Below are 13,007 nucleotides of genomic sequence, written 5' to 3' on the forward strand. Positions count from 1 at the left end.
AACGAAACGCCCCTCATTCATTTACTCCATCGAATGCTCTTCCATCATCTCCTGTTTCATCTTCCACAACTCGTAACTTAAATCAACATAGTAGGTTTGCGGATTCAGCAATCGCAATGTTTCCGGCCATATATGAGAAAGTTGCCTTTGGTGATACTGGTGAATATTCTCCAATGCCGGCAAATCATACACCTGTTTTCCATTGACAAAGATTGGTTTCAAGAGATCAATTGCTTCGTAATCGTACACAAATTTGCATTTTTGTGGAAAAAACGGATCAAACATCTTGAGCGGTTTATCATCGACTGTTTCATGTGCCAGTGCAATATAGTCCCCTTCCGACTTCTGTGTCCTGCGGTTAATGATCCGATAAACTTTTTTGGGGCCCGGGGTGCTCACTTTCTCCAAATCTTCGGACAGTTTAATCACCGGGATCAGTTTGTTGTCATTCTCTCTGGCGACAAGCTTGTACACCCCGCCAAGGGATGGCTTGCTGGCGCCGGTGATCAACTTGGTTCCAACCCCCCACGAATCAATTTGCGCCCCTTGCATTTTTAGATGCATGATCACTTCATCATCGACTTCATTGGAAGCCATAATCTCAACATGATTCATGCCCGCATCATCGAGCATTTTTCTACCCTCAATGGAAAGGCGGGCCAAGTCACCACTATCAAGACGGATCGCCTTCAGTTTTTTTCCTTTGGCTTCAAGCATTTTACCGGTTTTGATGGCATTGGGGATCCCGGACCGCAGCGTATCATATGTATCAACGAGCAAAACTGCCTGATCGGGTAGCGCTTTCGCAAAATTTGTGAATGCTTGTTCTTCGCTGTCATGGTCCTGAATCCATGAATGAGCGTGCGTCCCTTTCGCGGGGATATTAAACAGTTTGCCGGCACGCATATTGGATGTGGCATGAAACCCGGCAATATAGGAAGCACGTGCTCCCCAAATGGCAGCGTCACCCTCTTGTGCCCGGCGTGTTCCGAATTCAATCAGTGTATCATCCTCGGCTACCTGTTTGATACGGCTCGCCTTGGTTGCAATCAAGCTTTGATAGTTCATAAAATTCAGTAGCGCTGTTTCAATCATTTGAGCTTCAAAAATACGTGCTTCAACGCGAATAAGCGGCTCGTTTGGAAACACAACTTCGCCTTCACGCATGGAATAAATGTTTCCCGAAAATGAAAATTGGCGCAGTTCGTCCAAAAATTCGGGCTCATAATCTTCTTCCTGCTGCTTTAAATAATCGATATCGTCTTCAGTGAAGTGCAAGTTGTTGATGTAATGCACAATTCGTTCAAGTCCGGCAAATACCGTATACCCATTATGAAAAGGATTCTCACGTATATACGCATCGAAAACAGCTTTTCGATTATGGGAGTTGTTTTTCCAATGTGCATACATCATGTTAATTTGGTATTTATCCGTGTGCAATGTTAAATTTTCATACTCCATTGTTCTCCCCCATTGCTTGGCTCTATTATTGGATGGCTATTATATATGAATAGCACTTGCATTAAAATTGATGGACATGATCTCCGAATGGATTGGGGTTCCCTCTTAATCGTTATTCTCTGATCGTGCTTCCATTTCTTCCTTTGTATAAATGACGTGCATCGGGTTGCCACCCACAAACGCCCCGGGGGGCACGTCCCGATTGATAAGTGTCGCTGACGATACAATCGCTCCATCACCAATCGTCACACCGGGTAAAATAGTGGTGTTGGCACCGATCATAACGTCATCACCAATCACGACCCTTCCGATGCGGTATTCGTTGATTAAATATTCATGAGCCAGGATGGTCGTATTATACCCGATAACACTATTAGTCCCCACTTCAATGTTCTCCGGAAACATAATATCAGGCATGACCATTAAGGCTAACGCTGTCTTGCCGCCAATTTCCATTCGCAGGAACGTGCGATACAGCCCATTTTTCATACGTAAAAAAGGCGTATACCGACCCAACTGGATGACAATAAAATTTTTTATGACCTTCCAAAAAGGGACGGTATCGTAAATGTGCCACAACGAATTGGCCCGTTTGACAGGGTATCGATTGGTTCTGCGCATCGACTACACTCCTATAATGGTGAAAAGATCCCGCATATCTTCCAGCATATACGTTGGATGGCATTCCAGTAAAGCTTCCCGGTCTTTCAAGGACCAGGATACGGCCGCTGTTTTCACCCCGGCATGGTTCCCGGCTTCGATGTCATGGGAGTTATCCCCTACCATTAATGTTGCCTCTGCACGCGCCCCGAGATCGTTCATCGCCATGACGACCGGCTCTGGATGCGGTTTGGCATAGGTGACATCGTCAAGCGTAATGACCGATTGGAAATACGGATCGAGACCGGTCACGTTCAATCCCATGTTGACGGTCCCCCGCAACTTTGTGGTGACGATGCCGAGCTGAACATTTTTGTCATACAGTTGATCGATTGTCGTCAATACATTCGGAAATGCCGACACAAAATCATCGTGATGCATCCTATTATGCTCCCGATACGTCTGCATCATCACCTCGGCTTGAGCGGGATCATATTGACGAAACGTATCCCGCAACGGCGGTCCAATAAATGAGATAGCTTCCTCTCGTGTGAGATTTTTGCCAAATTGATGAAACGTATGCATAAACGATTCAATAATCAATTCATTCGTATCGATCAATGTTCCATCCAAATCAAAGAGTACCGTATGAATGCCCATAGGATGCTTCCTTCCTTTGATAGTATTCGGTGTCATGAATGACGCATGACACCCCTGCTTCCAATCACTTCTTCTTATTCTTTTGGCGTTTCCGACCATCATACCGTTTCCGAGTTTTGCGCGACTTGCGCCGGTAAACAATAAGGGCAACAACCGCTGCAATCAACACAACGGAGATAAGTTGTGCCATACGAATGTCCGTTCCCGGAACATAAAGACTGTCCGTCCGCATACCTTCAATAAAGAATCGACCGGCGGAATAAGCCATGATATAGCTCAGGAACACTTCGCCACGTAACGGATTTTTGTGTCGCAACACCAAAAGAATAACAAACACAAGGATATTCCAAAGCGATTCATAAAGAAATGTCGGATGATACATTACGCCATCAATGCACATCTGATTCATTATAAAATCCGGTAAATATGTATGAAAATTGTTATAAACGGATTCAGAAATCGGGCCGCCATGTGCCTCCTGATTGATAAAATTGCCCCAGCGTCCAATGGCTTGTCCAAGAATCAGACTTGGCGCGGCAATGTCCGCCAGTTGCCAGAAAGAAACGTTTTTAATCCGTGCATAGATAATAGCTGTCAAGACAGCGCCAATTAATGCCCCATGAATGGCAATACCGCCTTCCCATACAGCAAAAATATCCCACCACGGAGGTCCTGCATAACGATCCCATTCGAAAAACACATAATAGGCCCGGGCAAAAATAATCGACATCGGAATCGCGAAAACAACCAAATCGGTCATTAAATCTTTTTGTAACCCCAGCCTATTCGATTCCTTTGTTGCTATATACAACCCTAAAAAAAGGCCAAATGCGATGATGACACCATACCAATAAATTGACAGTGACCCAATTTCTATGAAGACACGGTCCAATGCCGGTGCATTGCAGCTCATTCTTACCACTCTCCTATTCCGTGTCCGATTCCTGATCGATCATTTTCGTCAGCCGTTCCGAAAATTCTTCAGCAGCATTCACACCCATTTTCTTAAGCCGAAAATTCATCGCCGCCACCTCAATGATGACAGCAAGATTACGCCCGGGACGGACCGGTATTGTCGATTTTGGAAGCGACACATCCATAATTTTCATCGATTCTTCATCCAAACCAAGCCGGTCGTATTGCTTGCTCTCATCCCACAATTCCAAATTAATAATCATGGATATCTTTTTATAAGGACGGACCGCTCCAGCCCCGAAAAGCGTCATGACATTAATAATACCAAGGCCACGTATTTCCAGTAAATGTTCAATCAATGGCGGCGAATTGCCGATAAGGCGGTCATAATCCTCCTGATAAATTTCCACGCTGTCATCCGCGATCAGTCGATGTCCCCGCTTCACCAGTTCAAGCGCCGTTTCACTTTTACCAACACCACTTTGGCCGGTCAAAAGCACACCAACACCGTAAATATCGACAAGAACACCGTGTATTGCTGTGAACGGTGCAAATTTTCCTTCAAGGTAATTCGTCAATCGGCTAATAACACGAGTTGTCTGCCTTGGTGAATGCAAAACTGGGACGCCGGCCTCATCTGCCGTCTCGAGAATAACATCCGGAATCTCCATATCACGTGAAATGACAATAACTGGCGTAACATCGGTGCAAAGCTGTTCCATACGATCTTTTTTGTTCTCTTCGGTCAAATCAAGAAAATAGGACATTTCTGTTTTCCCGATCAGTTGCAGCCGTTCTTTCGGGTAATAATCGAAGTAGCCGGTCATTTCAATACCAGGTCGGTGAATATCACTTGAGAAGAGTTCCCGATGAACGCCATCTTTGCCGGCAACAAGCGTCAAGTTGAAATTTTTCAATAAGTCTTCGGTACGAACTTTCACCATTTATAAAACCCCCATGGGATACAGCGGTTTATTAATATATCACACACAAACGGGCTGTCACACCCCGTATCTGAACGTGGGCAAACCACATACGTAAAAATGGGGGATGAACAGCCCGTAAACATCTCATTTAGGCAATGTACCATCAGTGGGGGAAAAAGGGAAACCCCCACTGAAAGACATTGCCCATTACATTATAGCATATTTTTTCAACAAAGAATATTTAAATCAGAAAAAATCACAGGAATCGTACCTGTGAAACGTGATCAATTATGATTATGTTAGTCGATCTTTGACCAATCGGCTCAAAATCATATTGATAATGGCGAGAATCACTGCCGCCATAACAGCCGTACCGAATCCGGCAATAGAGAATGATTCATCCATAACACCCTGTGTGATCATGAGTGTCACGGCATTGACGACGAACAAAAACAGACCGAGCGACAGCAACGTAATCGGCATTGTCAAAATAACGAGAATAGGCCTTACAATAGTATTCAGAATGCCAAGGATGACACTCGCTAAAAGCGCCGTTCCGAATCCTTCCAGATAAAATCCCGTAAAAAGCCAAGCAGCAGCTGTCAAAGCGATGGCGTTCAGCACGACTGAAATGGCCCAGCGCATCAGCATTAGTGACTCTTCCCTTCACTCGGAATCACAAAAACACCGATAATATAGGCGTAAATGGACGCACCGCCGGCAAATGCCAACGCTGCAAACAACAGACGAATAATGGTGGGATCAATGTTAAAATACTCTGCCAGACCACCGCATATACCTTTGATCATTCGCTCAGAACGGGATCTATATAATCGTTTTCTCATCATTTTTCCTCCTCGTTGGTCTCATTCACTAAAATGCCAGACGTAAAACTCTTCCATACCCAATCGTTCTTTAGCTGCTTCAAAGATATCATCCGATAACGAAGGGCTTTCACTGAATTGAGTCATAACACCTTTTGCTTGTGACTGATGAGCGAGAATGGCGTCCATCTTCCGTTCAAAGTGAGCAGTAATGTCATTATTGATGTCCGGTTCCCCCAGATCCTTCGTATAATCATTAGAAATAGCCTGTGCCCAGACAACAGGGCGTGTCTCGGGGTCCATCAAGCGGACGGCTTCCACAGCAGCTGCCCCCAAAGCGTTATGATCCGGATGGATAGCGTATTCCGGATAATGGGTTACTACGAGGCTTGGATTCAGCTCTTCCAAATGACGCTTCAACGTTTTAGCAACGTCCTGCTTATCCTCAAACTCGATGGTTTTATCCCGATAACCCAATTGGCGCAAATCAATATCCAATGTGTTACAGGCATTGACCAGCTCCTCATTCCGGATATCCGGCAATGTTTCCCGATTAGCGAAAGGTGGGGTCCCCATGTTTCTGCCCATTTCTCCTAATGTCCCACATAAATACGTGACTGGGACGCCTTGTTCCCGAAATCCAGTTATCGTACCTGCCGCACCAAATGACTCATCATCCGGATGCGGATAAATAACAACGACATGCGTTTCCATTTTATTCACCTGACCCTCGTTGCTTGTTTGTGTTTTTTGTTTATTAGGATATATCTACGTTTACACGACTCACTCACCAAGTGGTGTTTTGCTAATATTCAAGGCAACCATCAACCGTCCCTCGTAATCATGGCCGGCGAGCAATAGCTGGCTATCTTTATGGAGCGTCCAATCGGTCAATCCCTCTGCATAAACCCAGCCTAGCTCCAATTTTAAACCAACGCGATATGTTTGTCCGTTTCCGATAATTTTTGCCTGTGAAAACCGTACTCGTGCATTTCGTATATAAGCGCCAACAGTGGTCGCATTCTCGTTAAAATGGCTTGCATACACGCCATTGGTTGTTTCCAAATGAACGTATACATCCTGGTTTATAAAATGTTCCAGCCAGTGTTGCACGTGCTCGATGTCAATTGGTTCCATGTGCTGTTCCTCCTACCATTTACCTTCTTATATTAGGTTATCGAAATGGGTGATGATCGTCAAAAATTTAAACCGATGTGCGGATTCAGAAAGATAAGAATCGTCGGGCCAGTTCCAGACGCATAACAGGCATGTTTTACTTGATCACGGTCATTCTAATAAGGACAGCGACGCCCTTTAAGGAACGCCGCTTCCTTGTTCACTAATTTATTTCGGCTTTTTCCCGTTCTTTCATGGCCGCCTCCATCCGTTTCCAGTCCCGTTCCAGTATCGGTTTTAAATACGTCCCAGTATAGGAGGCTTCTGTTTCAGCGATTTCTTCCGGTGTCCCGGTTGCTATAATCTCACCGCCGCCGTCACCGCCTTCCGGACCGAGATCAATAATATGGTCCGCTGTTTTGATGACATCCAGGTTGTGCTCGATAATAAGGACGGAATCGCCATTATCAACCAGACGATGCAGCACGTTCAATAGCCTGTTAATATCATCGGTGTGCAAACCTGTCGTCGGCTCATCCAAAATATAAAACGATTTGCCATTGGAGCGACGGTGGAGCTCACTTGCCAGTTTGACACGTTGTGCTTCCCCGCCGGATAGCGTAGTTGCCTGCTGTCCCAGCTTAATATAACTGAGACCTACATCATAAACCGTCTGCAGTTTTCGTTTGATTTTTGGTATATTCCCGAAAAAGTCGAGTGCTTCTTCAATCGTCATCTCCAGGACGTCGGCAATGCTTTTTCCTTTATATTCAACTTCCAATGTTTCCCGGTTATATCGTTTCCCGTGGCACACTTCACAAGGAACATACACGTCTGGGAGAAAGTGCATTTCAATCTTAATGATGCCATCGCCTTTGCATGCCTCACAACGTCCGCCCTTGACGTTAAAACTGAACCGGCCCTTTTTATAGCCGCGCACTTTCGCTTCGTTCGTTTGTGCAAACACATCGCGAATGTGATCGAACACACCGGTGTACGTAGCCGGATTGGAGCGTGGTGTCCTTCCAATCGGGGACTGGTCAATATTAATGACTTTTTCAATGTTGCCCATACCGTTAATGCGCTGATGTTTCCCCGGCTTTTGCTTAGCTCTGTGCAATTGTTTGGAGAGAGACTTATATAAAATGTCATTCACCAAAGTGCTTTTGCCGGAACCGGAGACACCTGTGATAACCGTCATAAGACCTATCGGGAACGATGCATCTACTTTTTTCAGATTGTTTTCTTCCCCCCCGACCACTTTTACTTGTCGGCGTTTATTCTGTTTTCGTCGTTTAACCGGAACCGGAATGAATTTATCTCCGGCAAGATATTGGCCTGTCAGTGAATCTTTATGTTTCATTAAATGGTCGGGCGTGTCACTGGCGACGATTTTTCCACCGTTATCACCTGCGCCCGGGCCAAAATCAATCAGGTGATCCGCCTCCAACATAGTATCTTCATCATGTTCAACGACAATCACCGTATTATCCAAGTCGCGCATCCGTTTCAGCGTGTTGATTAAGCGATAATTGTCCCGCTGGTGCAACCCGATAGACGGTTCATCGAGAACGTAGAGAACACCTGTCAGCGCGGAACCAATCTGGGTTGCCAGCCGGATCCGCTGTGCTTCCCCGCCGGAAAGTGTTCCTGCCGACCGGGAGAGTGTCAAGTAATCCAATCCCACATTGGTCATAAAGTCCAGACGATCGGTAATTTCCTTCAAAATCATCTCGGCAATCGTCTGCTCCTTCTCGGTTAAATCAAGCTGCATAAAAAACGCATTGGCTTTCGTAATCGCATAATCCGTCACGTCACTTATATGCTTACCATTTATCCGTACTGCAAGGGCTTCTTTTTTAAGCCGGTGACCGCCACAGTCCGGACAATGCTTGTGGTCCATGTATTTCCCCAGCATTTCTCTAGTAAAATCGGAGGATGTTTCGCGGTACCGTCGGGCTATATTAGGAAGAACCCCTTCAAAATAAATATCGTTGTCACGGACATTGCCAAAGTCATTGACATAATAAAAATGAATCTTTTCATGGCCGCTTCCATATAAGATTTTATCCATTTGGTGTTTCGGTATATTTTTCACCGGTATCGTCATATCAATGCCGTAATGATCACAGACACTTTTCAAAAGTTGTGGGTAATACTGCGAACTGATCGGCTCCCACGCTGCAATGGCATGGTCGTTCAATGTTTTGTCATGATCCGGAATCACCAGCTCGAGATCTGCTTCCAGATTGGTGCCGAGACCGTCACACGTTGGACAGGCCCCGTACGGACTGTTGAACGAAAACAGCCTTGGCTCCAGCTCACCAATCGAAAAACCACAGATGGGGCAAGCATGGTTTTCACTGAACATCAGTTCGTCACCGTCGACAATATCCACCATCATTTTACCGTCACCAAGGCCAAGTGCGGTTTCAATCGAGTCACTGAGTCGTCCGGCGATACCTTCTTTAACTATGATACGATCAACAACCACTTCAATCGAGTGGGATTTATTTTTTTCCAATTGAATGTCGTCTGTCACTTCTCGCATTTCCTGATCGACACGAATCCGGACGTACCCTTTCTGCTTGAGATAATCAATTGTTTTGGTGTGTTCGCCTTTTTTGCCTGATATAACCGGTGCAAGAATTTGCATCTTGGTCCGTTCCGGGTATTCCAAAATCCGATCAACCATCTGCTGAACAGTCTGGGAGCTAATTTCTATTCCATGTTCGGGACAGGTCGGTCGACCAATGCGGGCATACAACAGCCGCAGATAGTCATAAATTTCCGTTACCGTTCCAACTGTTGACCGCGGGTTTTTACTCGTTGTTTTCTGATCGATTGAAATGGCCGGTGACAAACCTTCAATGGCATCCACATCCGGTTTATCCATCTGGCCTAGGAATTGCCGGGCATAGGCGGACAGCGATTCAACGTATCGTCGCTGTCCTTCCGCATAAATGGTGTCAAATGCCAGCGAGGATTTGCCGGAACCGGATAAACCCGTGAATACGACAAGCTCATTTTTAGGGATCGAGACATCAATATTTTGCAGATTGTGTGCACGTGCACCTTGAACGTTAATTGCTTTATTGGGCATGAACGAGTCACCCTTCCGCTTTGAGTTCCAGAATAATATCACGAAGCTCGGCAGCTTTCTCGAAGTCGAGATCTTTGGCAGCTTGCTTCATGTCGTTTTCCATGTTTTTTACCATTTCCGCTTTGTCAGCTTTGCTCATCTCGGACGTATCCACATGTCTGCCTTCATACGATTCGCTATCCTCTGCGGCCACTGTTGCACGAATGACGTCCCGGACTTCTTTTCGGATCGTTGTCGGTGTAATATTATGTTTCTCATTATAAGCCATTTGTTTTTCACGACGGCGATTGGTTTCATCAATCGCCACCTGCATGGACTTGGTCACTTTATCTCCATACATAATGACTTCCCCATTTTCATTACGCGCTGCCCGGCCAGTTGTCTGAATCAGGGAGCGCTCTGAACGGAGAAACCCTTCTTTATCGGCATCAAGTATAGCGACAAGGGAGACTTCCGGTATATCCAGTCCTTCTCGCAACAAGTTAATGCCAACCAAAACATCATACGTGCCAACACGCAGATCGCGGATAATTTCAATCCGTTCCAACGTTTTGACTTCCGAATGCAAGTAGGCAACTTTAATGCCCGTTTCTTTCAAATAGTCGGTCAAATCTTCGGCCATCTTTTTCGTCAACGTCGTTACAAGCACGCGCTCATTTTGCTGCGCCCGTTTATTAATTTCCTCCATTAAATCATCCACTTGCCCGTCGATCGGACGTACATGGATTTTCGGATCCAGTAAGCCAGTTGGACGAATAATTTGTTCGGTGACATCCGGCGCTTGTTCCCGTTCATACGGTCCGGGTGTTGCCGAAACATAAATGAGCTGGTTCGTTTCTTTTTCAAATTCCCCGAACGTCAGCGGGCGGTTATCCAGTGCGGACGGCAGACGAAAGCCGTGATCGACCAAGACTTGTTTACGTGCCTTGTCCCCATTGTACATCCCTCTGATTTGGGGAAGCGTGACATGCGATTCGTCCACGACACAGAGAAAATCATCCGGAAAAAAATCCATCAATGTATAGGGGGTCGCTCCCGGCTCACGGAATGTCAAATGCCGGGAATAGTTTTCAATACCGGAACAGAAGCCCATCTCGTTCATCATTTCCAAATCGTAGTTGGTCCGCTGCTCCAGCCGTTGCGCTTCAAGCAGTCTATCCTGCTCACGGAGTTCCGCCAGTCGTTCCTGCAGCTCGCTTTCAATGTTTTTAATGGCTTTTTTCAGCTTTTCATCTCCTGTGACAAAGTGGGATGCCGGGAAAATAGCCACGTGTTCCCGGTCCCCGACGATTTCACCGGTCAGGGCATCCACTTCCCGAATTCTGTCAATTTCATCACCAAAAAATTCAACACGGATACAGTGTTCTTCTCTGGAAACCGGAATCACTTCGACCGAATCGCCACGTACACGGAACGTACCACGCTGAAAATCGATATCATTGCGGGCGTACTGAATATCGACGAGTTCGCGCAGAAGTTGGTCCCGGTCCTTTTCCATACCCATGCGGAGTGAGAGAACCTGACTTTTATATTCGTCCGGCGAACCAAGTCCATAAATGCATGATACACTGGCCACAACCAGCACATCGCGCCGCTCAAACAGGGAAGACGTCGCTGAATGCCGAAGTTTATCAATTTCGTCATTGACACTGGCGTCCTTTTCTATAAATGTATCGGTTGAGGGCACATAGGCTTCGGGCTGATAATAATCATAATAGCTGACAAAATACTCGACGGCATTGTTCGGAAACAACTCTTTAAACTCGCTGTACAGTTGTCCGGCGAGCGTTTTGTTATGAGCAATAACGAGCGTCGGCCGATTAATTTCCGTCAATACATTGGAAACTGTGAAGGTCTTACCCGTTCCGGTTGCACCAAGCAATGTCTGATGCCGTTGACCCGATTTGACTTTGTCAATCATTTCAGCAATGGCTTCAGGCTGATCGCCACTGGGGTCATACTGTGCCTTGAGATCAAATTTATTTTCCAAACCAAAACCTCCGTTCTCTGGTTCCCTTTCATTCTATCATAATGACTGTATTATTTGAACGGAAAAAGCGAACACACATTCGTTTAATGACTAGGTCTATCCCCATTTTACCCGATTCATCAGGCAAAAATCATGCATCATGCTCAGCGTAACGACACACGGCATTTGCCTGTAAGGAAATGGGGCGACTATGAAGACAGTTATTCCATATACAGACAAAAAAACATTAGCAGGCGTGTCTGCTAATGCCGATTGTTCAATATGTTTACCAAGAGTTCTGATAACGGTCTGTCCTCAAGTTGACGATGGTAATCATGTATTTGTTTGCGGTAATTCTCCTGCTCTCTTTGGCTTCCAAAAAAACGAACAATTTCCTGTTCCGGGTTGTTGTGGAGGTCAACCATCATAGCCACACCGAGACGGTTCAGTTCCCGGGCATTTATTTTTTCCTGACCGGGCAATGGCGCGTACATGAAGATCGGCTTTTGCTTCATCAGGCATTCACTGATGGTGACCCCGCCCGGTTTTGTCAGAACAGCATCGATCCTGTCGTAAATAGCATTCATTTCCGCTTTATGATCAATGTACGGGATGGGTGTTACGTTATCAAACTGTTTGCTGAGCAGCTCTCTGTGCAATGATTCATTCTTGCCGCATAACACGTAGTAATGGATGGCTTCCGACGAAAGAGATGACAGCAGTTTCCTAATTAGTCCGGCTCCTAAACTCCCGCCTGTTACGAGCACCTTTATGGTTCCAGCTGTTTTTGCTTTGAATTCCTTTGCCTGAAAGACAGGGTGAATAGGGACTCCGGTCACCAACACTCGTTCTTCCGAAACCCCATTTTTAACAAGGAATGTTTTTGCTGCAGCTGTTGGTACGAGGTGATAATCAATAGCGTCGATGCCCCAGACATCATTGATGAAAAAATCTGTATATGCGTTCACCGTGATCGATCGCAGCCGATTTTTCAGCTTTAAGCTGCTTGCCAAATTCGAAGGCAGTGCATGTGTGGAAATGAGGATGTGCGGATCATGCTGCGTTACAAGCCGTTTAAAAAAATACAGGAACATTGCCTCATAAAAGCGGTTTCGTCGATGCAGCGATTGTTCCTTACAAGCAGCAAGTCTGTACAGACGGTCATATACACCGGGAAAGAATTTGATCCAGTTCAGGTAAGCGGAGGATACAGCCTTTTCCATATTTCCATAGCTATACGACAGTATATCCACTTTTTCACATGCCATATCAGCGCGGATCGACTGAACGGTTTCCATTAACGCATCTGCAACATGATGATGACCTGTCGGGATTTGCATGAATGGTAAAAATAGAGCGTTTTTTGTTTCCATCGTATCACCTCCATCAGAACGCCTTTGCATGGATTGAATTACCAATGCGAAAACCTGTGC

Annotated in this window: 12 protein-coding genes; all 12 read right to left on the minus strand. The window is 45.7% G+C overall.

Annotated features, from left to right (window positions below; translation table 11 throughout):
- Positions 1-21: 21 nt before the first annotated feature.
- On the minus strand, positions 22-1,461 hold the full coding sequence (locus tag ACZ5Q7_RS14240; protein ID WP_343753807.1) for a nicotinate phosphoribosyltransferase: 1,440 nt from the start codon (positions 1,459-1,461) through the stop codon (positions 22-24).
- 105 nt (positions 1,462-1,566) lie between these two features.
- Positions 1,567-2,082, minus strand: coding sequence for an acyltransferase (locus ACZ5Q7_RS14245; protein ID WP_343753809.1), 516 nt, complete (start codon positions 2,080-2,082; stop codon positions 1,567-1,569).
- Positions 2,083-2,085: 3 nt separating this feature from the next.
- Entirely contained in the window at positions 2,086-2,721 is a 636-nt protein-coding gene (gene ppaX / locus ACZ5Q7_RS14250; protein ID WP_343753811.1) for a pyrophosphatase PpaX, read from the minus strand.
- A gap of 64 nt (positions 2,722-2,785) precedes the next feature.
- On the minus strand, positions 2,786-3,634 hold the full coding sequence (gene lgt / locus ACZ5Q7_RS14255) for a prolipoprotein diacylglyceryl transferase (protein ID WP_343753813.1): 849 nt from the start codon (positions 3,632-3,634) through the stop codon (positions 2,786-2,788).
- A gap of 13 nt (positions 3,635-3,647) precedes the next feature.
- Complete coding sequence (hprK, locus tag ACZ5Q7_RS14260) at positions 3,648-4,580, minus strand: HPr(Ser) kinase/phosphatase (protein ID WP_343753815.1); 933 nt, start codon at positions 4,578-4,580, stop codon at positions 3,648-3,650.
- 276 nt (positions 4,581-4,856) lie between these two features.
- Positions 4,857-5,213: a phage holin family protein gene (locus ACZ5Q7_RS14265; protein ID WP_343753817.1), complete on the minus strand. Its 357-nt coding sequence runs from the start codon at positions 5,211-5,213 to the stop codon at positions 4,857-4,859.
- Positions 5,213-5,407: a PspC domain-containing protein gene (locus ACZ5Q7_RS14270; RefSeq protein ID WP_343753819.1), complete on the minus strand. Its 195-nt coding sequence runs from the start codon at positions 5,405-5,407 to the stop codon at positions 5,213-5,215. The genes ACZ5Q7_RS14265 and ACZ5Q7_RS14270 overlap by 1 nt, the downstream gene beginning before the upstream one ends.
- Before the next feature lie 21 nt (positions 5,408-5,428).
- Positions 5,429-6,100 (minus strand): bacillithiol biosynthesis deacetylase BshB2, encoded by a 672-nt coding sequence (bshB2, locus tag ACZ5Q7_RS14275; protein WP_343754212.1) that lies wholly within the window; start codon positions 6,098-6,100, stop codon positions 5,429-5,431.
- 69 nt (positions 6,101-6,169) lie between these two features.
- Entirely contained in the window at positions 6,170-6,523 is a 354-nt protein-coding gene (locus ACZ5Q7_RS14280) for a YojF family protein (RefSeq protein ID WP_343753821.1), read from the minus strand.
- Positions 6,524-6,725: 202 nt separating this feature from the next.
- Positions 6,726-9,605 carry an excinuclease ABC subunit UvrA gene (gene uvrA, locus ACZ5Q7_RS14285; protein WP_343753823.1) on the minus strand — a complete coding sequence of 960 codons (2,880 nt, stop codon included), beginning with the start codon at positions 9,603-9,605 and terminating at the stop codon, positions 6,726-6,728.
- 7 nt (positions 9,606-9,612) lie between these two features.
- Positions 9,613-11,595, minus strand: a complete 1,983-nt coding sequence (gene uvrB / locus ACZ5Q7_RS14290) for an excinuclease ABC subunit UvrB (RefSeq protein ID WP_343753825.1) — start codon at positions 11,593-11,595, stop codon at positions 9,613-9,615.
- Between the two features lie 242 nt (positions 11,596-11,837).
- Positions 11,838-12,947 (minus strand): MGDG synthase family glycosyltransferase, encoded by a 1,110-nt coding sequence (locus ACZ5Q7_RS14295; RefSeq protein WP_343753827.1) that lies wholly within the window; start codon positions 12,945-12,947, stop codon positions 11,838-11,840.
- Positions 12,948-13,007 lie beyond the last annotated feature (60 nt).

It is taken from the genome of Lentibacillus halophilus, assembly GCF_055395055.1.